At 56.7% G+C, this 24,996-nt stretch carries 21 protein-coding genes; 11 read left to right on the top strand and 10 right to left on the bottom strand.

The window, feature by feature from the left end; translation table 11 throughout:
* The first annotated feature begins 29 nt into the window (after positions 1-29).
* The gene (ompA, locus tag AC2AXP_RS04015; RefSeq protein ID WP_039992242.1) at positions 30-1,106 is read left to right on the top strand and encodes a porin OmpA; all 1,077 of its coding nucleotides are present in this window, start codon (positions 30-32) and stop codon (positions 1,104-1,106) included.
* Positions 1,107-1,225: 119 nt separating this feature from the next.
* Here ompA and matP read toward each other — a convergent pair whose 3' ends face one another.
* Complete coding sequence (gene matP / locus AC2AXP_RS04010; protein ID WP_198772736.1) at positions 1,226-1,684, bottom strand: macrodomain Ter protein MatP; 459 nt, start codon at positions 1,682-1,684, stop codon at positions 1,226-1,228.
* A gap of 209 nt (positions 1,685-1,893) precedes the next feature.
* Between matP and AC2AXP_RS04005 the strand changes: the two genes are divergently transcribed.
* The 4 genes from AC2AXP_RS04005 to fabF all read left to right on the top strand — a co-directional run bounded on the left by AC2AXP_RS04005 (position 1,894) and on the right by fabF (position 6,146).
* Positions 1,894-3,639, top strand: coding sequence for an AAA family ATPase (locus AC2AXP_RS04005; protein WP_182646451.1), 1,746 nt, complete (start codon positions 1,894-1,896; stop codon positions 3,637-3,639).
* A 68-nt stretch (positions 3,640-3,707) separates the two neighbouring features.
* Positions 3,708-4,226 (top strand): bifunctional 3-hydroxydecanoyl-ACP dehydratase/trans-2-decenoyl-ACP isomerase, encoded by a 519-nt coding sequence (gene fabA, locus AC2AXP_RS04000; protein ID WP_004964696.1) that lies wholly within the window; start codon positions 3,708-3,710, stop codon positions 4,224-4,226.
* A gap of 124 nt (positions 4,227-4,350) precedes the next feature.
* Positions 4,351-4,878: a winged helix-turn-helix transcriptional regulator gene (locus AC2AXP_RS03995; protein WP_039992245.1), complete on the top strand. Its 528-nt coding sequence runs from the start codon at positions 4,351-4,353 to the stop codon at positions 4,876-4,878.
* Positions 4,875-6,146, top strand: a complete 1,272-nt coding sequence (fabF, locus tag AC2AXP_RS03990; RefSeq protein WP_004964701.1) for a beta-ketoacyl-ACP synthase II — start codon at positions 4,875-4,877, stop codon at positions 6,144-6,146. Before AC2AXP_RS03995 ends, fabF begins: the two co-directional genes overlap by 4 nt.
* A gap of 68 nt (positions 6,147-6,214) precedes the next feature.
* On the opposite strand, the gene rmf is transcribed toward fabF, so the two are convergent.
* The 6 genes from rmf to rlmKL all read right to left on the bottom strand — a co-directional run bounded on the left by rmf (position 6,215) and on the right by rlmKL (position 14,305).
* Positions 6,215-6,382, bottom strand: coding sequence for a ribosome modulation factor (gene rmf / locus AC2AXP_RS03985; protein WP_004964703.1), 168 nt, complete (start codon positions 6,380-6,382; stop codon positions 6,215-6,217).
* A 320-nt stretch (positions 6,383-6,702) separates the two neighbouring features.
* Complete coding sequence (pqiC, locus tag AC2AXP_RS03980) at positions 6,703-7,260, bottom strand: membrane integrity-associated transporter subunit PqiC (protein ID WP_004964706.1); 558 nt, start codon at positions 7,258-7,260, stop codon at positions 6,703-6,705.
* The gene (gene pqiB / locus AC2AXP_RS03975; RefSeq protein ID WP_273867424.1) at positions 7,257-8,903 is read right to left on the bottom strand and encodes an intermembrane transport protein PqiB; all 1,647 of its coding nucleotides are present in this window, start codon (positions 8,901-8,903) and stop codon (positions 7,257-7,259) included. Before pqiB ends, pqiC begins: the two co-directional genes overlap by 4 nt.
* Entirely contained in the window at positions 8,890-10,182 is a 1,293-nt protein-coding gene (gene pqiA, locus AC2AXP_RS03970; protein WP_004964711.1) for a membrane integrity-associated transporter subunit PqiA, read from the bottom strand. Before pqiA ends, pqiB begins: the two co-directional genes overlap by 14 nt.
* A gap of 92 nt (positions 10,183-10,274) precedes the next feature.
* Positions 10,275-12,179, bottom strand: a complete 1,905-nt coding sequence (locus AC2AXP_RS03965) for an ABC transporter ATP-binding protein (RefSeq protein ID WP_004964714.1) — start codon at positions 12,177-12,179, stop codon at positions 10,275-10,277.
* Between the two features lie 5 nt (positions 12,180-12,184).
* A complete protein-coding gene (rlmKL, locus tag AC2AXP_RS03960) occupies positions 12,185-14,305 on the bottom strand; it encodes a bifunctional 23S rRNA (guanine(2069)-N(7))-methyltransferase RlmK/23S rRNA (guanine(2445)-N(2))-methyltransferase RlmL (RefSeq protein WP_088499919.1) in 2,121 nt (706 codons plus the stop codon).
* A 246-nt stretch (positions 14,306-14,551) separates the two neighbouring features.
* On the opposite strand from rlmKL, the gene AC2AXP_RS03955 reads away from it, so the two are divergent.
* A complete protein-coding gene (locus AC2AXP_RS03955) occupies positions 14,552-15,655 on the top strand; it encodes a YcbX family protein (RefSeq protein ID WP_484381425.1) in 1,104 nt (367 codons plus the stop codon).
* Here AC2AXP_RS03955 and AC2AXP_RS03950 read toward each other — a convergent pair whose 3' ends face one another.
* Positions 15,656-16,204: a cell division protein ZapC gene (locus tag AC2AXP_RS03950; protein ID WP_004964723.1), complete on the bottom strand. Its 549-nt coding sequence runs from the start codon at positions 16,202-16,204 to the stop codon at positions 15,656-15,658.
* A 176-nt stretch (positions 16,205-16,380) separates the two neighbouring features.
* Complete coding sequence (gene pyrD / locus AC2AXP_RS03945; protein WP_484381424.1) at positions 16,381-17,391, bottom strand: quinone-dependent dihydroorotate dehydrogenase; 1,011 nt, start codon at positions 17,389-17,391, stop codon at positions 16,381-16,383.
* A 336-nt stretch (positions 17,392-17,727) separates the two neighbouring features.
* Between pyrD and ssuE the strand changes: the two genes are divergently transcribed.
* The 5 genes from ssuE to ssuB are packed head-to-tail and all read left to right on the top strand — an operon-like array spanning position 17,728 to position 22,047.
* A complete protein-coding gene (gene ssuE / locus AC2AXP_RS03940; protein ID WP_039992250.1) occupies positions 17,728-18,306 on the top strand; it encodes an NADPH-dependent FMN reductase in 579 nt (192 codons plus the stop codon).
* 26 nt (positions 18,307-18,332) lie between these two features.
* Positions 18,333-19,301, top strand: a complete 969-nt coding sequence (locus tag AC2AXP_RS03935; RefSeq protein WP_004964730.1) for a sulfonate ABC transporter substrate-binding protein — start codon at positions 18,333-18,335, stop codon at positions 19,299-19,301.
* 16 nt (positions 19,302-19,317) lie between these two features.
* Positions 19,318-20,466 (top strand): FMNH2-dependent alkanesulfonate monooxygenase, encoded by a 1,149-nt coding sequence (ssuD, locus tag AC2AXP_RS03930; RefSeq protein WP_004964733.1) that lies wholly within the window; start codon positions 19,318-19,320, stop codon positions 20,464-20,466.
* 10 nt (positions 20,467-20,476) lie between these two features.
* Entirely contained in the window at positions 20,477-21,271 is a 795-nt protein-coding gene (gene ssuC / locus AC2AXP_RS03925; protein WP_484381423.1) for an aliphatic sulfonate ABC transporter permease SsuC, read from the top strand.
* Entirely contained in the window at positions 21,268-22,047 is a 780-nt protein-coding gene (gene ssuB / locus AC2AXP_RS03920) for an aliphatic sulfonates ABC transporter ATP-binding protein (protein WP_004964738.1), read from the top strand. The genes ssuC and ssuB overlap by 4 nt, the downstream gene beginning before the upstream one ends.
* Before the next feature lie 89 nt (positions 22,048-22,136).
* Here the strand turns inward: ssuB and pepN are convergent, their stop codons facing one another.
* Complete coding sequence (gene pepN / locus AC2AXP_RS03915; protein WP_484381422.1) at positions 22,137-24,752, bottom strand: aminopeptidase N; 2,616 nt, start codon at positions 24,750-24,752, stop codon at positions 22,137-22,139.
* Between the last annotated feature and the right edge of the window lie 244 nt (positions 24,753-24,996).

The following is a 24,996-nucleotide window of genomic DNA, read 5'->3' as shown; positions in this document are numbered from 1 at the left end:
TGCCTATTTGGATGATAACGAGGCGCAAAATGAAAAAGACAGCTATCGCATTAGCAGTGGCACTGGCTGGTTTCGCTACCGTAGCGCAAGCCGCCCCAAAAGATAACACCTGGTACACCGGTGCCAAACTGGGCTGGTCCCAGTATCACGACGTAGGTTTCTACGGCAACGGTTATGAGAAAGGTATCGGCAACGGTCCTACTCATGAAAGCCAACTGGGTGCTGGTGCGTTCTTGGGTTACCAAGCGAACCAATACCTGGGCTTCGAGCTGGGCTATGACTGGCTTGGCCGTATGCCTTACAAAGGCAGCGTGAACAACGGTGCTTTCAAAGCGCAGGGCGTTCAATTGGCAGCTAAACTGAGCTACCCAATTGCTGACGACCTGGACATCTACACCCGTCTGGGTGGCATGATCTGGCGTGCAGACTCTAAAGCTAACTACGGCCGTACTGGCGAGCGTCTGAGCAACCACGACACCGGCGTTTCTCCGCTGGCTGCTGTTGGTGTTGAATACGCACTGACCAAAAACTGGGCTACTCGCCTGGATTACCAGTTCGTTAGCAACATCGGCGACGCAGGTACCGTTGGCGCGCGTCCAGACAACACCATGCTGAGCCTGGGCGTTTCTTACCGCTTCGGCCAGGACGATGTTGTTGCTCCGGCACCAGCACCAGCTCCGGCTCCAGTGGTTGAAACCAAGCGTTTCACTCTGAAGTCTGACGTTCTGTTCAACTTCGGTAAATCCTCTCTGAAACCAGAAGGCCAGCAGGCTCTGGATCAGCTGTACACCCAACTGAGCTCTATGGATCCTAAAGACGGTTCCGTAGTTGTTCTGGGCTACACTGACCCAGTTGGTAAAGATGCAGCGAACCAGAAACTGTCTGAAGCTCGTGCTCGCAGCGTAGTAGATTACCTGGTATCTAAAGGTATCCCTGCTGACAAAATCTCTGCACGTGGCATGGGCGAAGCTGACCAGGTTACCGACAGCTGTGGCTACAAAAACGGTCGTGCTACCAAAGCACAGATCGAATGCCTGGCGCCTAACCGTCGCGTAGAAATCGAAGTTAAAGGTATCAAAGACGTTGTAACTCAGCCACAGGCTTAAGTTACCGCTTCTTAATAAAAAACCCCGCTCTGCGGGGTTTTTTTTCGCTTTGACGCGTCTGACCGGCAATAAAAAACCCGGCCATTCGCCGGGTTGATTTATCAAACACAATCTTGTGATTATTCTTCGTCCTTGCCCAGGATCGCTTTCAAATCCTGCTTCAACAATGACATTTGGCTGGCGTATTTTTCTTTGCGTTCAGCATCTTCAATCAGCTGCACCACGGTTTCGGACAGCGTTACGCCACGCCGACGAGCCAATGCCGCCAGTCGCTGCCAAACTAAAAATTCCAAATCGATAGATTTTTTACGCGTATGCTGATGTTCTGCGTTAAAATGACGTTTACGCCGGGCGCGGATGGTTTGCTTCATCCGATTGTCCAGCGCCGGATTCATATGAGCATTGATCCAGGCCAGCACCTTGACCGGTTCATTTTCCAGCTTCAGCAGCTCGTCAACGGCTTCCTGCGCAGCGCTGTTTTCAAGGTAGCGGGTAATTGCTTCCCCTTCCCGGTGCTTTTTCACCAGGTACTTCCATTTCCAGCCGCTCTCTAGATTTTCCAGTTGCTGATATTTCATCGTGAGCTCTTCAGTGACCGCGTAACGTTAATAAGCATAACAGCTTTGCGCCAAATTTCCCCGCCAATTACGTCTCCGTTTAGTATGTTTTTTGCACAGTCGTCGCGCGATGTCAAACTCCCTGACCGCAACTGACACTCTGCTTGTATCAAGCTGGCGTTATTCTTGTATAATCGCCCTTTCCCTTTTTGACGATTGCATCTAACACTTTGACCAATAACCGACTTGAATGGCAATCCTTGTTGCCTGCCGTTACGCCTTATCAGGCGATATTCGATTCCGCCGCTCAGTTGGCACCCGTCGCCTTTGCCGCTATTCAACCCCGGTTGGAAAACGCGCTGACGGTATTTTGCCACCCGCGTTCTCAACCACGCTTCATGCTGTTGAAAGCCCAGGAAACACGCGAATATCTGGCGTTGATTGCCGATGCGGTAAAGCAGCTGCAGCCGCAACCTGGCAGCCCTGGTAGCAACTATATCGTACAAAGCGGCCAGGTTCGCGTAGAGCCGGCAACCAGCGGCGATGAGCCCTTTGCCGCCAGCGGTGCCTGCCTGTTTGCCGAATGGGTGGAACCAGAGCAACTGTTCGGTTGCGTACGCCTTTATCAGAACGATGTCTCCCTCGAACCCGGCCTGGTGCACCAGGCTAACGGCGGTGTACTGATCCTGTCTGCCCGCACGTTATTGGCACAACCGCTGTTGTGGCTGCGCTTAAAGCAGATGGTCACCCAGCGCCAATTCCATTGGGTTTCGCCGGATGAAACACGACCGTTGCCAGTCAGTATCCCGCCGATGCCGCTGGATCTGCGGCTGATTGTCGTTGGCGATCGTCACGGGCTGGCGGATTTCCACGATATGGAGCCGGAAGTCTGCGAACAGGCGGTGTATGGCGAATACGAAGACGACCTGCAGCTGACCGATACCGATGACATGGCGCAATGGTGTGGCTACGTCAATACGCTGGTTAGCGAGCAGCAATTGCCGCAACTGGCGGCTGACGCCTGGCCGCCGTTAATGATGCAGGCGGTGCGTTACAGCGGCGATCAGGGCAGCCTGCCGTTATCGCCTACCTGGCTGAGCCAACAGCTGTCGGAAGCGGCACTGTATGCCGAACAGGGCCAGATCACCGCCAAAGCGCTGGAAGCGGCGTTGACCGCCCGTGAATGGCGCGAAAGCTATCTGGCAGAACGCATGCAGGACGAAATTGAACTCGGCCAGATCCTGATTCAAACCGAAGGGGAGGTCATTGGTCAGATTAATGGGTTGTCAGTTTTAGACTATCCAGGCCACCCACGCGGTTTCGGCGAACCGTCGCGTATCAGCTGTGTCGTCCACCTTGGCGACGGTGAATTTACCGACGTTGAACGAAAAGCTGAACTTGGCGGCAATCTGCATGCCAAAGGCATGATGATTATGCAGGCGTTCCTGATTTCCGAATTGGAACTGGATCAGCAACTGCCCTTCTCCGCCTCGATTGTGTTTGAACAATCCTACGGCGAAGTCGATGGCGACAGCGCCTCGCTGGCCGAGCTGTGTGCCTTGATCAGCGCACTGTCGATGCAACCGATTAGCCAGCAGATTGCCGTTACCGGCTCGGTCGACCAATTCGGTAACGTGCAGCCCATCGGCGGCGTTAACGAAAAGATCGAAGGTTTCTTTGAGGTCTGTCTGCGCCGTGGCCTGACAGGCAAGCAGGGCGTGATTCTGCCAACCACCAACGTGCGGCACCTGTGTCTGCGCCAGGATGTGGTAGATGCGGTTCGCGACGGACAGTTCCATCTGTGGGCGGTGGACAGCGCGGCGGAAGCCCTGCCATTATTGACAGGTTACCCCTACTCCGATGAACAGCAGCCGAATTTGCTGGCTGCAATTCAGGAACGGATTGCGCAGGTGAACGCACCTGAACGCCGCCGCCCCTGGCTTTTCCGCTGGCTCAACTGGTTCAACCAGGGCTGATCGGACTTGTTCAGCGTACACGTGTTAGCTAATCTGCGTCCTTCATTAAAATAAGGCTTACTGAGAACATGGTAGATAAACGCGACTCCTATACGAAAGAAGACCTCGAAGCATCCGGCCGTGGCGAGCTGTTTGGCGCCGGCGGCCCGCCGTTGCCAGCAGGTAACATGTTGATGATGGACCGCGTGGTCAAAATGTCAGAAGACGGTGGTACCCACGGCAAAGGCTACGTGGAAGCAGAACTGGATATCAATCCCGACCTGTGGTTCTTCGCCTGCCATTTCATCGGCGATCCGGTGATGCCTGGCTGTCTGGGCCTGGATGCCATGTGGCAGCTGGTCGGGTTCTACCTGGGCTGGCTGGGCGGCGAAGGCAAAGGCCGTGCGCTGGGCGTGGGCGAAGTCAAGTTCACCGGGCAGGTGCTGCCAACCGCCAAAAAAGTCACCTATCGTATTAACTTCAAGCGCGTTATTACCCGTAAACTGATTATGGGTGTGGCCGACGGTGAAGTACTGGTCGATGGCGAAGTGATCTACACCGCCAGCGATCTGAAAGTGGGCCTGTTCAAGGACACTACTGCCTTCTAACGGCAGTCACGACGGTCGGTCACGGCCGTCGTGAGTTTTCTCCCTGATTACCGTTACCGGCGTACTGCATGCGCTGATGTGTGCTACCTAGTGACTACAATTATTGTAGTAATTGAGGATGGTAATGAAAAAGACGCGTTTCGATACTCAACAGTGCCCAATCGCCCGATCGCTGGATCGCATTGGCGAATGGTGGAGCATGTTAATTATTCGTGATGCCTTTCATGGGCTGTCGAAGTTTGACGAATTCCAGCAGAGCCTCGGGTTGTCGCCGACCATCCTCACCCGCCGGCTCAAATTTCTGGTTGAGAGCGGCATTCTTTGCAAACAGGCTTATCAGCAGCGGCCGTTGCGCTATCAGTACCTGTTGACCGAACGCGGCGCTGAGCTGTTCCCGGTCTTGGCAACGCTGCTGCAATGGGGTAACAGCCATCTGGCGCCAGAAGGCATCGCCGCCCAGTTGGTCGATCGGCGCAGCGGTTTGCCTGTCACTATGCAGTTAATCGACAGCGTTAGCCAACAACCGATAACCCATCAGAATATCACGCTGGCTGCAGGCCCCGCTGCCGGTGCCGCCATGCGCCAGCGCGCCGCGCGAATGCAGCAATCATCATCAGCTACACTTATTGAATCACCCCAGGAGAATATATGAACAGTCGTCGTATCGTTATTACCGGCATGGGCGCAGTCTCCCCTCTGGGCAGTGGCGTCGAAGCCATATGGCAACGTTTGCTAGCCGGGCAGAGCGGCATCCGCCCACTGCCCGAAGCGATTGTGGCCGAGCTGCCGGTCAAGGTCGGCGGTCAGGTGCCAACCCTGCAACAGGATAGCGAGGCCGGATTTGATGCCGATGCCTCGGTCGCGCCCAAGGATCAAAAGAAAATGGATCGCTTTATCCTGTTTGCCATGGCCGCGGCCGACGAAGCCATTCGCCAGGCCGGTTGGGTCGCCGACACTGATGAAAAACAGGAGCGTACCGCCACCGTCGTGGCCTCCGGCATCGGTGGCTTCCCGGCCATTGCCAATGCGGTGCGCACCACCGACAGTCGCGGTGCAAAACGGCTGTCGCCGTTCACCATCCCGTCGTTCCTGGTGAATCTGGCCGCTGGCCATATCTCGATCAAGCACCACTTCAAAGGACCTATCGGCGCCCCGGTCACCGCCTGCGCCGCCGGGGTACAAGCCATTGGCGATGCGGTGCGCATGATTCGCAACGACGAGGCCGATATCGCCCTGTGTGGCGGTACTGAAGCGGCCATCGATACCGTCAGTCTGGGTGGATTTGCCGCAGCACGCGCCATGTCCAGCGCGCCAGCCGAAGATGCCGCCATCGCTTCTCGGCCATTCGACAGCGCACGTAGCGGTTTCGTGATGGGTGAAGGCGCGGGCATGCTGGTGATTGAAACGCTGGAACACGCACTGGCGCGCGGTGCCACGCCGCTGGCAGAGATCGTCGGTTATGGTACCAGCGCCGACGCCTATCATATGACCTCCGGCGCGGAAGACGGCGACGGCGCCTACCGTGCGATGAAAATCGCGCTCCGCCAGGCTGGCGTACAACCGGAACAGATCCAGCACCTGAATGCGCATGCCACCTCTACGCCGGTCGGCGACCTGGGTGAAATCAACGCCATCCGTCACCTGTTTGGCGATCATCCAGTGGCGGTAACCTCGACCAAATCAGCCACCGGGCACCTGCTGGGGGCCGCAGGCGGTCTGGAAACCATCTTTACCGCGCTGGCGTTACGCGATCAGATAGCGCCGGCCACCCTGAACCTGGATCAGCCGGATCCGGCCGCGGCAGGTTTGCACCTGGTTGCCAAACAGGCAGAGCCAATGCCGATGACCTATGCATTGTCTAATGGTTTTGGCTTTGGCGGGGTGAATGCCAGCATTCTGCTCAAGCGCTGGCAAGCGTAATCGACGGGATAAAAACGAAAACCTCCGCGCATTGGCGGAGGTCATTCCTCTTGATGACAGAGAGCCGCTTAAGCGGTCACAGCCCTGTCTTCCATGGCTTGTCGCCAACCTCCCAGCCAATTGGCCCGGGCATCCAATGATTGATAGGGACAAAGTTCCCTGGAACGCCCTGAAAGACCTGCTTGGTAACCACGGGATTGTGCCCGTTCCAGACGATCTCGCTTCTGTCTCTTCATGCCTCGTTTCCCTCATTTCTTGGTCTGCTGGAAAGAAAACAATGGCCGCTTTTTTGTGCAGCCACGCATAAGCAATAGCGCTAATCGCAGGGAAGATCAATGCGCAAAATTCACGCCAATGTCATATTTGTGAGCTACGCACGCAGAAAATGCTAAGTGGCTGATAACGCGAAGAACAGATTAAATATTTGAAAAATAGCGATAAAAAAGCCGGTGAGACGACGTCAATCTTTCTCACCGGCATGCCGTTAGACTGTTTTAGAACAGGTTATACGCCCCGTACGGCACCAGGCGGGAATGCCCGGCCTCGGGGATACCCACTACAGGCGTCCGGCCTGAGCGGCTATCGCCTGCGCTTCTTGCTGCCAGCCGGTAGCCAAGGCGCGCACCAACGCATCGTAGCCGTCTTCCTGCTGCGTCAGCTCCAGATTGAACGGCCGCTTGACCACCCGATCCTGATGTTTCAGCACCCATTCGCCACGGATAATGGCCTTGCCGTCATAACGCCCGTGGAAACCGGTGATGGTGACGTTCAGCACATCCTGATCGCTGTTCATCGGTTGTGAAGACACCAGCCAACCCGGCAATGCGTTGCTGAGATTGGTGACCAGCGACTGCTGCAATTGCTGATCCAGCGGGCTGGCCCACAGGTTGTTCTGGCCAATGACGTACTGTACGTCATTGGTCTGATACACCACGCCATTCTGCGCCAGATAATCCGCCACGCTAACGTGCTCCAGCCACAGCTGGCGCGATGCGGTAGTGGCGCTGACCTGCGCCGGCGCCGCCAGAGCCGGCAGTTGATAGTAGGTTTTCTGTGGCGTACTGCTACAGGCGCCGAGTAACAGCGCCAGGGCTACGGGAATCCATTTCATCATTTTTTGGCCTTCTTCGGCTGAGGATCGTCGCTCGTCGCGGCTTCAAATACCAACGCATTGCTCTTTTCATTCAAGGTACGCAGCACCGGCTGCAGCTCACGCAATACCTGATCCAGACGTTGCATGTCGCCAACCATCTTATTGTAGGCTGGCGAGCCCGGCTGGAAACCTTTCATGCTGCGATTCAGTTCCTGCAATGTTTTTTGCATATCCTGCGGCAGCTCTTTCATCGCCTTACTGGCAATGATGTCATTGAGCGACTTCATGGTCTGCTGCGTCTCGCGCATGGTGCGTTGACTTTCCGACAGCGTTTTGGTCGCTTCATTAATCATTGGGTTCAACGGCATCGCATTGATCTTGTCCAGCGTCTGCATCAGTTTTTGCTGTATCTGCGCCAGTCCACCGCTGGTAGTTGGCAGCAGCGGATAACCGAACAGTTCACGCGGCCCTTTCCAGGCACTTTGCTGTGGATAGAAGTCCAGATCGATATACAGCGAGCCGGTCAGCAGGTTGGCGGATTTCAACGCGGCACGCAAACCACGCGCTTCGGCGTCTTTCAGGTGTTTTTCCATGTCGAAGTTGTTACCGAGCTGCTTCTGGAAGCGATCCGGTTCGATACGGATCAGCACCGGTATGCGGTAATCGCTGTCAAGACGCTGCTCCATCCCCGGTTTATAGAACGGTACCTGCGCCACGGTGCCCAGACGGATGCCGCGGAATTCGACCGGCGCGCCCGGTTGCAGGCCACGAACCGAATCAGAGAAGAACAACAGGTAATCTTTGTGCACGGTGTACAGCGAATCCTGGATGCTGCGCTGGCTGTCGTACAGCTGATATTCCGCCTTTTCCTGTGCCTTGGTGCCACGTTCCCAGCCATCCGGTACGTCAAAGCTGACGCCACCGCTGAACAGCGTCGCCAGCGAGCCCATTTCAACCCGCATGCCCTGCGCCGACATGTCGAACGCCACGCCGCTGTCCTTCCAGAAGCGCACGTTGCTGGTCACCAGCTGATCGTAAGGCGCGGTAATAAACAGCTGATAGCGCATGGCGCGCAGTTTGGGATCGAAATAGCTGGTTTCTACCGAGCCGACGCGATAACCGCGGAACAGTACCGGATCGCCGGCGTTCAACTGACCGGACTTGTCGCTGTCCAGTACGATACGCAGCCCTTTAGCGTCAGGCGACGCCAACGGCGGTGCGTCCAGTAGTTGGTATTCCTCTTTACCTTCTTTGCCTTTGCTACCCGGTTGCAACTCGATATAGGCGCCGGATAACAAAGTGCCAAGGCCGGAAACCCCTTCCCGGCCTATTTGCGGCTTCACCACCCAGAAGGCGGAATCCTGTCGCAACAGTTTTTCCATGCCGGAGTTCAAGCGAGCCTGAATCAGCACCTTGCTCAAGTCCTCGCTCAACGTCACGCTTTCTACCGTACCGACGTCGACGCTGCGGCTTTTGATTCGGGTTTTACCGGCTTCCAGCCCCTCTGCGGTAGTGGTGTATAACGTTACCACCGGTCCCTGGTGGCTAAAGTGGTAAAACAGGATCCATGCACCGATCAGCGCCGTGACGATGGGAATAATCCACACCGGCGACCAGCGTTTGATCTTTTCAATATCCGCGACGCTATGATTATTTTCCGTCACCTTGCGGCTCCTTCTTTATTGTTTCATTTACGCGATCCCAGGTCAGACGGGGATCAAACGTCATGGCAGCAAACATAGTGAGGATCACCACCATGGCGAACAGCAGCGCGCCAGTAGCAGGATAAATACTCATCAATTGTCCCATACGTACCAATGCCGACAACACGGCAATGACAAACACGTCGATCATTGACCAGCGGCCAACAAACTCAACCACTTCATAAATCAGATGCATCCGTTCGCTGTCAGCCCGCGGTTTACCCTGGCGATTGGCATCCCAGCACAGCCAGCCGATAGCAACCATTTTCAGCGTCGGTACCATGATACTGGCGATGAAGATCACCATCGCCACCGGGTAGGAACCTTCGCCCCACAGCAGGATCACCCCAGCCATCACCGTCGACGGCATTTTGTTGCCCAGCGCCTCGGTCACCATGATCGGCAACAGCATCGCCGGTACGTAGAGGATAAGCGAGGTAAACAGCAGCGCCAACGTCCATTGCAGACTGTGTTGCCGACGGACGTGACCATGGGTATGGCAACGTGGGCATTGCAGCTGTTCAGCCGGCAAAATCGCGGTGCAGCAGGAACAGGAGCGTAATCCCTGGCCAATGCCTGCCTGACCGACGGTCACCGGTCGCGTTATCTGCGGTGCCGGCTCGATATCCTGCCACAGCCAGCGGCGATCGACGCACTGGAAGGCGCGCACCTGCAACAGACAGAATAGGCAATAAGGCACAAAACTGGTGCCAACGCCGATATCGCCGTACGCCATCAGTTTGACGAAACTCACCAACACGCCGGCGAGGAAAATTTCCACCATGCACCAGGTTTTGAACTGGAATAGCACCTTGGCCATCCAGATTTTGAGGCGCGACGGCATCCGCACTCTGGCGCACAGCAAGATAATCGCCAGCATGCAAAACGCCGGGATCAGTTGGACAAATACCATAAACAGCGTGGCCATGCTGGCGTAATCTTCGGCCACCATCACCTGCGGGATCTGGATCAGTTTGATTTCGTTGCCGATACCGGCAACGCGCATATTCACGAAAGGAAATATATTGGCTAACAGCAGCATAAACAGGGCGCTGAGGGCGTAGCCGATAGGTCGTTTGCGCGGCTCTTCCCAACGGGCACTGAGCGTCGTTTTGCAACGCGGGCACACCGCCTTGCTGCCATAGGTCAACGGCGGCAAGGCCACCAGCATGTCGCACTGCGGGCATAACATCAGGCCCTCTTGCGGCGGCTCGCCGTTGCTCGCATGGCTATGCTGCATATGATTCTGCTGGGAACACACCCTATTCCTCCCCCGACCTCAGGCCGATAGCACAAAAATAGCCCGCAGCAGCGTGCGGGCGCATTTATTTGTCAGGCGTTTTTCATCGCTTCCAGCTCTTCCCAGCGCGCGAAGGCCTCTTCCAGGCGCCCTTCCGCCGCCGCCAAATCGGTCAATACCTGCTGCGTCTCGGCGTGTGGTCGCGAGAAGAAGTTCGCATCGCCAACCTGCGCCTGCAATGCTTCAATCTCGGCTTCCAACTGTTCCAGGCGCTGTGGCAATTGTTCCAGCTCACGTAACAGGTTATAGCTCAGTTTGGCAGCCGGCTTCTTCGGTTGCTCGGTTTTTTTCTCTACCGGTTTGTTCTGACTCACCGGGGCGGCCTGACGAATCGGCTTGGCGGTCGCTCGCTGATGATGCGCATCGTAATAACCGCCGACGAAGGTGCTGATCGTGCCGTTACCTTCGAAGATCCAGCACTCGGTAACCGAGTTATCGACGAACTGACGATCGTGGCTGACCAGCAGCACCGTCCCCTGATAGCCGTCAATCAGCTCTTCCAACAGTTCCAGCGTTTCGACGTCCAAATCGTTGGTTGGTTCATCGAGGATCAGCAGATTGCTTGGTTTGAGGAACAGGCGGGCCAGCAGCAGGCGATTGCGCTCGCCGCCGGACAGCGCCTTCACCGGCGTCATTGCGCGTTTCGGGTGGAACAGGAAGTCTTGCAGATAGCCCAGCACGTGACGCGAGCGACCATTGACCATTACCTCCTGCTTGCCTTCGGCCAGGTTGTCCATCACCGTACGCTCCGGATCCAGTTCGGCGCGGTGTTGATCGAAGTAGGCCACTTCCAGTTTGGTGCCGCAGTGCACGCGGCCGCTGTCGGCTTTCAGCTGACCGAGCATCAGTTTCAGCAAGGTAGTTTTACCGCAGCCGTTCGGGCCAACCAGGGCAATTTTGTCGCCGCGCTGCACCTGCGCAGAAAAATTGCGCACCAGCACTTTGCCGCCAACCTGATAATTGACGTCTTCCATTTCAAACACAATCTTGCCGGAACGCACCGCTTCTTCCACCTGCATTTTGGCGGTACCCATCACTTCACGGCGTGCAGAGCGTTCGTTGCGCAGCGCCTTCAGTGCGCGCACGCGCCCTTCGTTGCGGGTACGACGCGCCTTGATCCCCTGACGGATCCACACTTCTTCCTGCGCCAGCTTGCGGTCGAATTCGGCGTTTTGCAGCTCTTCTACCCGCAGCGCTTCTTCTTTACTGGTCAGATAGAGGTCATAGTCGCCCGGCCAGGAAACCAGTTTGCCGCGATCCAGATCGACAATCCGCGTTGCCATGTTGCGAATAAAGGAGCGGTCGTGCGAAATGAACACGATGCTGCCCTGGAATTCCTTCAGGAAGCCTTCCAGCCAGTCGATGGTTTCAATGTCCAGGTGGTTGGTCGGCTCATCCAGCAACAGCACGCGTGGGGAACTCACCAGCGCCCGGCCCAGCGCCGCCTTGCGCAGCCAGCCGCCGGACAGCGAGGAAAGCTGCGCGTCGCCATTCAGGCCCAGTTGGGCCAGCACTTCGCTGATGCGGCTATCGAGCTGCCACAGCCCCTGATGATCGAGAATTTCCATAATCTGCGCCATACGCGTCAGGTTTTTCTCGCTCGGATCGGTTTCCACCAGGTGTGAAATGGCATGATAGGCTTTCAGATGTTCAGCCTGCTCCGCCACCCCTTCGGCGACGAAATCAAACACCGTACCACCAATGTTGCGCGGCGGATCCTGTTGCAGACGCGCCACGATCAGATCCTGCTCGTAAATCACCCGGCCGTCATCCAGCGGGATTTCCTTGCCAAGGATCTTCAGCAAGGTTGATTTGCCGGCGCCGTTGCGCCCGACCAGACAAACGCGTTCGTTGTCTTCAATGTGAATTTCGGTGTTATCCAAAAGCGGCGCATCGCTGAAAGACAGCCAGGCGCCGGACATGCTAATTAACGACATAGTAATTATTTTCCTTCGCCGGCATGGGTTACCAGCCAGCAGTTGTGAATCTGACGGTTGCGGGCAAAGTCCTGCGACAGCGTCTGGGCGGTAATTTCTTTCGCTACCAGTCCCAACGCCTGCAAGCCGGCCTGATCCATCTGGAAACCGCGCTTGTTGTTCGAGAACATGATGGTCCCGTTGCGACGCAGTAACCGTTTCAAATCTTTCATCAGCGCCAGGTGATCGCGCTGAACGTCAAAAGTGTTCTCCATCCGTTTGGAGTTGGAGAACGTCGGCGGATCGATAAAGATCACGTCGAACTGTTCGTCGGCATTATGTAACCAGGACAGGCAGTCGGCCTGTATCAAACGGTGCTGTCGCCCGGTCAGACCGTTGGCGCGCAGGTTTTTCTCTGCCCACTCCAGATAGGTGCGCGACATATCCACCGTGGTGGTGCTGCGCGCGCCGCCCAGGCCGGCGTGCACGCTGGCGGTGCCGGTATAGGCGAACAGGTTGAGGAAGTCTTTGCCCTGGCTCATCTCGCCAAGCATGCGGCGGGCAATACGGTGATCGAGGAACAGACCGGTATCAAGATAGTCGGTCAGGTTGACCCATAGCTTGGCGTTGTACTCTTCCACCAGCAGGAACTCACCTTTCTGCGCCAGTTTTTCATACTGGCTTTTGCCCTTCTGCCGCTCGCGGGTTTTCAGCACCAGTTGGTTGGACGGCAAATCGAGCACCGCCAGCGTGGCGTTAATCACATCGAACAGACGCTGACGCGCCTTCTGCGCATCGACGGTTTTTGGCGGCGCGTACTCCTGCACCACCACTTTGCTGCCGTAGCGATCTACCGCCACGTTGTATTCCGGCAAATCGGCGTCATACAGGCGATAGCATTCAATGCCCTGCTGTCGCGCCCATTTGTCCAGTTTCTTGAGATTTTTGCGCAAGCGGTTGGCGAAGTCTTCCGCCACCTGTACGCCGCCGCTGCCCTGCGGATTGGCCGCCAGCTGGTAGTTCTTCTGCACGCAGTCCAACGGGCCGTTTTTGGCCTTGAACTGGCGTTCGGCACGCAATTGCAGGCAGCTCAACAGCTCTGGCGACGCGCTAAACAGCGACAGTTGCCAACCGCCAAAGGCGCTTTTCATAATGCGACCCAGCATGTTGTGCAAGGCAATCAGCGCCGGTTCGCTTTCCAGACGCTCACCGTAAGGCGGGTTGCTGACCACGGTGCCACACGGGCCTTCCGGCAGCGGATTGGTTACTTTGCTGACGTCGTTAACGTTAAAGGCGATCAATTCAGCGACACCGGCGCGTCGCGCGTTGGCGCGCGCCATCTCGATCACCCGGCGGTCAATATCCGAGCCGAAGAAGCGTGAGGTGGTTTCTTGCAGACCACGGCGCGCACGTACCTGGGCTTCGCTTACCGCTTCGCGCCACAGATCCGGGTTGTGGCCATGCCAGGCGCTGAATCCCCAATGTTGGCGGTGCAGACCCGGAGCGCGATCCGCCGCGATCATCGCCGCTTCGATCAGCAAGGTACCGGAGCCACACATCGGATCGAGCATCGGCGTTCCCGGCTGCCAACCGGAGCGCTGCACAATGGCAGCGGCGAGATTTTCCTTCAGCGGCGCCTGACCGGTGAGATCGCGGTAACCGCGCTGATGCAGGCCTTCGCCACTCAGATCGAGCGCCACGCTGGCCATATCGCGCTGCAGGAACACGTTAATGCGGATATCCGGCTGTTGTTTCGCCACCGTCGGACGACGATCGATTTTGCGCGTGAAGCTGTCAACAATGGCATCTTTCACTTTTAATGCGCCGTACTGGCTATTGCGGATCTCTTCGTTGACGCCGCTAAAATGCACGGCGAAGGTGCTTTCAACGTCAAAGATTTCCGTCCAGTCGATCGCCTGAACGCCAAGGTAAAGATCCAGATCGCTGTGCACGCGGAATTCATTTAGCGGCAACAGAATGCGCGAAGCCAGGCGGCTCCACAGTAAGCTTTGGTACAGAAGACGATCGTCACCCTGAAAATGTACCCCACCCTGCACCACTTTGCAGCCGTGAGCGCCAAGCCGTTCGAGTTCGCTTTTTAACAGTTCTTCCAGTCCACGCGCCGTGCTGGCAAACAGAGAGTTCATATCGTACTTATCACCAAAAAGAAAATTGTCGCGCATTATACCCTAAATAATCCGCGTTGCATTGAGGCGGCAGGGATGGGGGCGCCTATTACGCCAGCGTTTAGCCGCTCCCAGGGAGGAATGCGCCGGGAGGCGCCGGCGCTTCAGCGCTCGCCAAGGTGCCGCTTGTTGCACAATGGCTATGGCTAAACCCCATCGCTTGTCATAAAGTTGCCTTTTTCCCTAATTAACAATAGGCAGATTAGGATGATCACGCTATCCAGGCTTTATGTACATCCGGTTAAATCCATGCGCGGCTTGCAGCTGTCGCATGCGCAGGTTGCCAGCCATGGCCTGGCGTTTGACCGCAGTTTTATGGTCACCACTCCCGATGGCACCTTTATTACCGCTCGCCAATATCCGCAGATGGTGTTGTTCACGCCGGCCTTGTTAGCCGACGGTCTTTACCTGGCTGCGCCGGACGGCGCAAGCGCCACCGTTCGTTTCAGCGATTTCAGTGACGATGGGCAACCGACCGAAGTCTGGGGCAACCACTTTACCGCGTCCATCGCACCGCCTGCGATCAACCAGTGGCTCAGCGGCTATTTTCAACGCGACGTGCAGCTGCGCTGGCTGGGGCCGCAACTTAGCCGTCGGGTTAAAAAGCACCCGGAAATCCCGCTGTCATTCGCCGACGGCTATCCGTTTCTGCTGGTTAATGAAGCCTCATTCCACGATCTGCAGCAACGCTGCCCCGGCAGCATCAAACTGGAGCAGTTCCGCCCCAACCTGGTGGTCAGCGGCGCCAGCCCGTGGGCCGAAGACGGCTGGCAGGTGATCCGCATTGGCGAGGTGATGTTTGATCTGGTCAAACCGTGCAGTCGCTGCGTATTGACCACCATCAGCATCGAGCGTGGTCGCAAGCACCCCAGCGGCGAACCCTTGAATACGCTGCAACAATTCCGCACGGCGGATAACGGTGATGTCGATTTCGGTCAAAATATGATTGCGCGCAACAGCGGCGTAATTCGCGTCGGCGATGCGGTAGAGGTGTTATCAAGCAAGCCGCCACGCCCGTATGGCGCAGGCGCCGTTGTCGAAAGCGTGCAGGCGCCGCAGGACAACGCGCAGCAGGTGACCATTGACTACCAGGGCACGGTGTTCACCGGGAATAATCAGCAAATTCTGTTAGAACAGCTGGAACAGCAAGGGTTGCACATACCCTATTCTTGCCGAGCAGGTATCTGCGGCAGCTGCCGGTTGACGCTGATCGGTGGCGAAGTGGCACCGCTGAAGAAAAGCGCGGTGGCGAATAACGGCACCATACTGTCGTGCAGTTGTATTCCTAAAACCGATATCCAGCTGGCGTAATCATACCGCCCGATCGTAGGCCGGCGCCGCTGCATTATCCTGCGAGCAGGGTTTGAGACGATCGTGCATCACCTTGATGGCATCGCCAAGCACCATGGTGCGGCCGGCCACTGACAGCTGATATTGCGCCAGCAGACACAGGCTGGCGTTGTCACCGGCCTCCACCACCAACAGGCGAGCATCTTCGCCGCTTTCCATCACCTTGACCGCCGCCAGTTCGCCATTCTTCGGCTGTAACGGGAAATGCTGCTGGGCGAAATGCCAGCTCTTTGGCATCAGGGGTTTTAGAAAACGGTAAGCCACCAACGCATTTAATACCAGTTCAGCCCGTTGCTCATGGCTGAGCTTGATTTGCTTACACTGTTCTTCATAGGTGAAATAAAGCGCGGCGTCGTCAACGCAAAAAGCGCATTCGGCGAATGCGTCCGGGGTAAGCATTTTGGCCGGGAAACGTGAACGGAAGATCATCCCATTGGCCAAATCGAGCATCAGCCGATCGTGTTCGGCGTCAAAATACCAACGCCAATTATCGTCAGGTTTTATCTTCATTGTTTATCCCTTCTCGCCACAAGCCAACGCCGTATTTACCCCAATAAGGTGATTTTATCACCATAAAAGCCGCTTAAACATCGGATAAATCTGCGAACGATATTTATGCTAACGAACAAAATATAGACGAGCCGGGGGAAGAAATAAACCCCCGGCAACAAATGAAAGGAAAAATATTAGATATACGTAACGATATCTTTAATCAAACGTGGGCCATGAAAGATAAATCCGGAATAAATTTGCACCAGCGTTGCCCCGGCCGCTATTTTTTCTCGTGCCGCGGTCAGAGAATCAATCCCACCGACGCCGATAATAGGCAGCCTGCCTTGCAACTCTTGTGACAATCGGCGGATCACTTCGGTACTGCGCGACTGTAAAGGACGGCCACTCAAGCCCCCCATTTGCTCACAGTAATTCAAGCCCTGCACCAGTTTGCGATCCAGCGTAGTATTGGTGGCAATAACGCCGTCTATATTATGGCGCAGCAAACTGTCCGCTATTTGGATCAATTCTTCTTCAGAAAGATCCGGCGCGATCTTTACCGCCACCGGCACATATTTGTGATGGCGCGCATGTAATTCTGCCTGTTTATTTTTAACTGCGGCTAAAAGATCGTCCAGCGCTTCACCATACTGCAAGGATCGTAGTCCTGGTGTATTTGGCGAAGAAATGTTGATCGCAATATAACCGGCATACGGATAAACTTTATCCATGCAGATCAGATAATCGTCTTTGCCCTGTTCAACCGGCGTATCTTTATTCTTGCCGATATTAATCCCCAGGATGCCGCCAAAGTGCGAACGTTTGACGTTTTCAACCAGGTTATCCACGCCGCGGTTGTTAAACCCCATGCGGTTGATCAACCCTTCGGCCTCAACGATGCGGAACAGGCGTGGCTTGTCATTGCCTGACTGTGGGCGCGGCGTTACGGTGCCGACTTCGATAAAGCCAAATCCCATCGCGCCCAAGGCGTCTATACATTCGCCGTCTTTATCCAGACCGGCAGCCAAACCTAACGGATTTTTAAACGACAACCCCATACAGCTCACCGGCTTGGTCGGCACCGACTGGCGGACCAGAAACGCCAATGGACTGCCGGTTACACGACGCAGCTGGCGAAAGGTCAATTCATGCGCTCGCTCTGGATCGAGCTGGAACAACGCTTTCCTGATGAGGGGGTAGTACATGTACGCTCCTGATTTCCCGGTGATGACCAGCATGCTTCACGCTGTGTATTTGTTGCTCGCCCACCCTACCCACGTCGCCTGCCTGCGGTTGGGGAACGTTGCAAACCGGGGGCGTATTATCCGGGATCCCCTGGGTAATTGGAATTGATTAAACGCAAAAAAGGTCTTTTTTACGCAACCGTTTTCCTTGCCGCCGTAGGTTGTGCCGTCAATTCACATTTGCGCATAACAAAATCAAAAAATGAGATTTAAACAACGCGCGTCTTTGCTGTTAGTTTTAGAACTCTTACCAAGCATTTATTAATTAAACCTAACTTTTAGTTATAAGGAGTGATCATGCGCGTTATATCACTGGCCGGCAGCCCACGCATTCCATCACGTTCAGCGGCGTTGCTGGCGCTCAGCCAGCATTGGTTACAACAACAGGGCGTGGACGTCGTCGCGTATAACCTGCATGACTTTAACGCCGACGATCTGCTGTACGCCAACTTCGCCAGCCCGGCAGTAAAAGCTTTTGCCGAACAGCTGGCGCAGGCTGACGGCCTGTTGATCGCCACGCCGGTGTACAAAGCCTCATTCTCCGGCGCGTTGAAAACCCTGCTGGATCTGCTGCCTGAACGTGCGCTTGAGCACAAGGTGGTGTTGCCACTGGCTACCGGCGGCTCGGTTGGTCACATGCTGGCGGTGGACTATGCGCTCAAGCCGGTACTGGCGGCGCTGAAAGCACAGGAAGTGCTGCACGGAGTGTTCGCCGATGACAGCCAGATCGCACTGAACGGCAGTGAAGCAACGCTGGCGGAAAGCGTTTCCCTGCGGCTGGAAGAAGCACTGGAGAGTTTTTATCTGGCGCTAGGCCGCCGCAAGCCGCCTACGGTCAAGGCCAAGTCGACGTTGCTGACCGGGCAAACCGCATAACGCCGATACAATAATCAGGAGTAATAATGAAGCGATTTTCTTCCTTACGCCGCTGGTTTGGCGGCACCCTGGCCGGACTGCTGGCGCTGGCGACAACCGGCGTCGCGGCCGCACCGCATCATGAACCACAGCAGTTGCGTATCGGCTACCAAAAGGGTTCGGTGAGTCTGGTATTGGCCAAGACCCACCGGATGCTTGAGCAGCGTTTCCCCAAGGTCAACATCAGTTGGGTAGAATTCCCCGCTGGCCCACAAATGCTTGAAGCGCTGAACGTCGGCAGCATCGATTTGGGCAGCACCGGCGATATACCGCCGATCTTTGCCCAGGCCGCCGGCGCCGATCTGCTGTACGTCGGCGTCGAGCCGGCAAAACCGAAGGCAGAAGTGATCCTGGTGCCGGAAAACAGTCCAATCAAAGACGTCGCCGAACTGAAGGGTCGCAAGGTTGCCTTTCAAAAAGGCTCCAGCTCGCACAATCTCCTGCTGCGGGCGTTACAGCGCGCCGGCCTGAAGTTCACTGATATTCAGCCGGTGTATCTGACGCCGGCCGATGCCCGCGCAGCCTTCCAGCAAGGCAACGTGGACGCCTGGGCGATTTGGGATCCTTATTATTCTGCCGCGTTGTTGCAAGGCGGCGTGAAGGTACTGACCGACGGCAGTAATCTCAACCAGACCGGTTCGTTCTATCTGGCAGCGCGCCCCTATGCCGAAGCCCATGGCGCCTTCATTCAACAGATATTGAACGTGCTGACGCAGGCCGATGCTCTCACCCGTAGCGATCGGGCGCAAAGCGTCACATTGCTGTCCAAGGCGATGGGACTGCCGGAACCGGTGATCGCCACCTACCTGGATCATCGCCCGCCAACGTCGATCGCCCCGCTCAGCCCGCAAATCATCAAAGCACAACAGCAAACCGCCGATCTGTTCTATGCCAACCATCTGGTTCCGGTCAAGGTCGATATTTCACAACGCGTCTGGCAGCCCAGCGCCCAGTGATACAGGAGAATAAATCATGAGTCTGAATGTTTTCTGGTTCTTGCCCACCCACGGAGACGGCCATTATCTGGGGACGTCCGAAGGTGCCCGCAGCGTCGATTACGGTTACCTGCAGCAGATCGCCCAAGCGGCGGACCGACTGGGCTTTGGCGGGGTGCTGATCCCCACCGGGCGTTCCTGCGAGGATTCGTGGCTGGTGGCCGCTTCGCTGATCCCGGTCACCCAGCGCCTGAAGTTTCTGGTGGCGCTGCGCCCCGGTATTATTTCGCCGACCCTGGCGGCACGGCAGGCCGCCACGCTGGACAGGCTTTCCCATGGTCGCGCGCTGTTCAATCTGGTGACCGGCGGCGATCCCGATGAGCTGGCAGCAGAAGGACTGCACCTCGACCACGAGCAGCGTTACGAAGCCTCGGCGGAATTCACCCATATCTGGCGCAAGGTGCTGGAAGGTGAAACCGTTGATTACCAGGGCAAGCATATTCAGGTCAAAGGCGCCAAACTGCTGTTCCCACCGGTGCAGCAACCGCGACCACCGCTGTATTTCGGCGGATCCTCTGAGGCAGCGCAGGATCTGGCAGCCGATCAGGTCGAACTGTATCTGACCTGGGGCGAACCGCCGGCACAGGTCAGGGAAAAGCTGGAGCAGGTGCGCGCCAAAGCGGCGGCGAAAGGACGCAAGGTGCGTTTCGGCATTCGGCTGCACGTCATCGTGCGTGAAACCACCGATGAGGCCTGGCGCGCTGCCGATCGACTGATCGCCAATTTGGACGATCAGACCATTGCCGATGCGCAACAAGCCTTTGCCCGCTTTGACTCGGTTGGCCAACGCCGCATGGCAGAACTGCACGGCGGCAAAAAAGACAATCTGGAAATCAGCCCCAATCTGTGGGCCGGTGTCGGTCTGGTGCGCGGAGGGGCTGGCACTGCACTGGTTGGCGACGGCCCGACGGTCGCAGCGCGCATACAGGAGTATGCCGATCTGGGTATCGATACTTTTATTCTGTCCGGCTATCCGCACCTGGAAGAGGCCTACCGCGTCGGTGAACTGCTGTTCCCGCATCTGGATTTGGCCAACAACGCAGCCCCAGCGCCATTGCGCGCGGTCAAGGCGCAGGGTGAAGTGGTCGCTAATATTTACGTGCCGCAGAAGGCGGCCCAGAGCTGAGGAGCGTCCCATGACAAACAACGTACAACGTCTGCTATACCGCCTGGCCCCGTGGGCGCTGCCGGTAGCGTTAGTGGCATTGTGGCAATTTTCGGTCGACGTCGGCTGGCTGTCGAACCGCATTCTGCCGGCGCCCAGCGCCGTGATCGGCGCCTTCTGGTCGCTGACCGAAAGTGGCGAACTGTGGCAACACCTGACCATCAGCAGCTGGCGCGCGTTTATCGGTTTTAGCATCGGTGGCAGTCTCGGTCTGCTGCTGGGCTTTATTACCGGTCTGTCGCGCTGGGGAGAGCGGCTATTGGACAGTTCGGTGCAAATGATCCGTAACGTGCCGCATCTGGCCTTGATCCCGCTGGTGATCCTGTGGTTCGGCATTGACGAGTCCGCCAAGATTTTTCTGGTCGCGTTGGGCACCCTGTTCCCGATCTACCTGAATACCTATCACGGCATTAAAAATATCGATCGCGGCCTGCTGGAAATGGCGCGCAGCTACGGCCTCAGCGGTTTTCGGCTGTTCACCCAGGTGGTACTGCCCGGCGCCTTGCCGTCAATCATGGTTGGCGTGCGTTTTGCGCTCGGCTTTATGTGGTTGACGCTGATCGTCGCCGAAACCATCTCCGCCAATTCAGGTATTGGCTATCTGGCGATGAACGCCCGCGAGTTTCTGCAAACCGACATCGTGGTGGTGGCGATCGTGCTGTACGCCGTGCTCGGCAAACTGGCGGACCTCAGCGCCCAGTTGCTTGAACGCGTCTGGTTGCGCTGGCACCCGGCCTATCAACTGAAACACGGAGAAGCATTATGACGACGACGCCCACCCGCATTCCACAAGGTACGCCGGTCACTCTGCAATCCATCGAGAAGCGTTACGGCAAGCGCACCGTATTGGAAAATGTGCAACTGCGCATCACCGCCGGGCAGTTCGTCGCGGTGGTAGGACGCAGCGGCTGCGGTAAAAGCACGCTGCTACGCTTGCTGGCCGGGCTGGAAAAAGCCAGCAGCGGCGAGCTGCTGACCGGCAACAACGCCCCACTCAGCAGCGCCAAGGATGATACCCGCTTGATGTTCCAGGACGCCCGGCTACTGCCGTGGAAAAAGGTCATCGATAACGTCGGGCTCGGTTTGCACGGTAACTGGCGCGCAGATGCGCAGCAGGCGTTGGCAACGGTAGGCCTGGCCGATCGCGCTCATGAATGGCCGGCCGCGCTGTCCGGCGGACAGAAACAACGCGTCGCGCTGGCACGCGCGCTGATCCACCGCCCGCGTCTGCTGCTGCTGGATGAACCGCTGGGCGCACTTGATGCATTAACGCGTATTGAAATGCAGGGATTGATCGAAAGTCTGTGGCAACAGCATGGCTTTACCGTGCTGCTGGTGACCCACGACGTCAGCGAGGCGATCGCCCTGGCCGACCGGGTACTGTTGATTGAGGAAGGCCGCATTGGGCTGGATCTGACCATCGATCTGCCACGTCCACGCCGCAAAGGATCGGCAAAGTTGGCGGAGCTTGAAGCGCAGCTACTGGAGCGGGTACTGTCGCCGCCAGCGGCGCAGCAGCTCCCGCGGCACGCAGCGAATTGAAATATTGGCCATAGCCATCAATAAAAAATGCCGTTCAGGGTTAACCGAACGGCATTTTTACGCTCAATCAGGCCGTTTGATGGCGTCGATTAGGCGTCCAGCGCCTTGCTGATCTTCTCAAACAGATCGCCAGACAGATTTGGCAGCGCCTTCAACTGCTCCAACGCCTGGCGCATCAGCGCCTCGCGCCCGGTATCGTAACGCTTGAGACGAATCAGTGGTTCGATCAAACGCGCTGCCACCTGCGGATTGCGGGTGTTCAGATCGCTGAGGATTTCTACCAGGAACTGATAACCGCTACCGTCTGCGGCGTGGAACGCTGATGGATTGGCTGCGGCAAAGGCGCCCACCAGCGAACGGGTACGGTTCGGGTTGCTCAGGCTGAATGAACGGTGTTGCAGCAGGCTGCGCACCGTGGCGAGTACGTCGGCGGCCGGGCTGGTAGCCTGCAGCGCAAACCATTTGTCCATCACCAGACCATCCTGATGCCAACGCTGGTCGAACGCGGCCATCAGCGCATCACGACACGGTAACTGCGCCGCCACCGCCGCTGCCAGCGCCGCCAGCGAGTCGGTCATGTTATCGGCATGCTTGAACTGTTCGGCCACCAGACGGTCAGCCTGTTGCTCATCGGCAAAGGCCAGATAGTGCAGACAGGTATTGCGCAACGCGCGTTTGGCAATGTCGCCATGTTCAACGCGATAGCCGTCGGTCTTGTTGTGGTGATAGACCGCTAGCCATTCGTCGGTCATTTCTTGCGCCAGACAACGGGTAATCGCCTCATGCACCGCCGCGATCGCACTCGGATCGATGACCGTAAACAGCTCGGCAATTTCACTTTCTGACGGCAGGGTCAGGATCTGCGCCGCCAGCGCCGGATCCAGTTTTTCATCCAGCAATACCGCGCGGAACGCGTCGGCCACATGCAACGGCAAGGTGAGCGGCTGCTTCTGCTGATATTTGGCGACGTTCAGTTTGATGTAGGTGGCCAGCAGGCTCTGCGCGGCATCCCAACGGGCAAAATCGTTACGCGCATGCTGCATCAGGAAGGTCAGCTGCTTGTCGCTGTAGGTATAATCCAGCTTCACCGGCGCCGAAAACTCACGCAGCAGCGACGGCACTGGCGGATGCTCGACGCCATCAAAGACAAAAGTCTGTTCCGCTTCGGTCACGTTCAACACATTGTTAACCGGCAGGCCATCTTTTTGCAGCGCAATCACCTGCCCTTGGGCGTCATACAGTTCGATGTTCAACGGAATATGCAGCGGCAGCTTCTCAGGTTGATCGGCGGTCGGTGCCGTGTGCTGGCTGACGTGCAAACGATACTGCTGATGCTCGGCGTTATATTCGTCGCGCACCGTCAGCGTTGGCGTGCCTGATTGGCTGTACCAACGACGGAACAGCGACAGATCGACGTTGGAGGCGTCTTCCATCGCCTGCACAAAATCATCGCAGGTGGCCGCGCTGCCATCGTGACGTTCAAAATACAGCTGCATGCCCTTTTGGAAATTCTGCTCCCCCAACAGGGTATGCATCATGCGGATCACTTCCGATCCTTTCTCATACACCGTCAGGGTGTAGAAGTTGTTCATTTCGATCACTTTGTCCGGGCGAATGGCATGTGCCATCGGGCTGGCGTCTTCGGCAAACTGCGCGCCGCGCATCACCCGCACGTTGTCGATACGGTTTACCGCGCGTGACCCCAGATCCGAACTGAACTCCTGATCGCGGAACACCGTCAGCCCCTCTTTCAGACTGAGCTGGAACCAGTCGCGACAGGTTACCCGGTTGCCGGTCCAGTTATGGAAATACTCGTGGCCAATCACCGCTTCAATGTTCAAATAGTCTTTATCGGTGGCCGTTTCGGCCTTGGCCAGCACATATTTAGAGTTAAAAATATTTAACCCTTTGTTTTCCATCGCACCCATATTAAAGAAATCCACCGCGACGATCATATAGATGTCGAGGTCGTATTCCAGCCCGAAACGGGTTTCGTCCCATTTCATGGCGTTTTTCAGCGAGGTCATCGCCCAGTCGGCGCGATCCAGATTACCGCGATCGACAAACAGTTCCAGCGCCACCTGACGGCCGGAACGGGTAATGAAATTGTCCTGCAGCACGTCGAAATCACCGGCCACCAGCGCAAACAGGTAGCACGGTTTGGGGAACGGATCCTGCCATTTTACCCAGTGGCGGCCGTCAGCCAGTTCGCCCTGATCGATACGGTTGCCGTTGGACAACAGGAAAGGATAACGCTGTTTGTCCGCCACGATACGGGTGGTAAAACGCGCCAACACGTCGGGGCGATCGAGATAATAGGTAATGTGTCGGAAGCCTTCGGCTTCACACTGGGTACACAAGGCCTCACCAGACAGATACAACCCTTCCAGCGCGCTGTTTTTTGCCGGATGAATATCGTTGACGATAGTCATGGTGAATTGCTCTGGAAGCTCGTCAATATGCAGTTGGTTATCCTGAATACGGTAGGCGCTCCACGGCTGCCCATCGATCTGCAGGCTCACCAGCGTCAGATCTTCCCCGTCCAGTACCAGTGACGCACCGGCCGCCCCCTGGCGCTTGAGCTGACTAACGGCGGTCACGCGCGTGGTTTCCGCATGCAGTTCAAAGTCCAGATCAATGTCGGTAATGGTGTAATCCGGCGCGCGATAATCGTGGCGATACTTCGCCTGTGGCTGTTGTGTCATACAAACCCTTTGACGTCTCAGTGAGTTACAGGTGGCGGGCCGACGCCTGGTCGCTCGGCGTGACGGCAGCGACGTACGGGAACCCCGCAGGCCCGATTGTGAATAAACTGTATCACAGCCACAAAAAAAACCCAGAGACGACCCGCGATGGCAAGCAGAAATTAGAAGCGGATCATCATTCATCATCCCCCTGCTAGCGGTGTCATCGGCACTTTGCGCAATATGCAGCATTTAATGTCGCAGC

This window comes from Serratia sp. Sp408 (assembly GCF_057180665.1).
The sequence above is the reverse complement of the archived record's forward strand: the minus strand, read 5'-3'. Positions and strand labels throughout refer to the sequence as shown.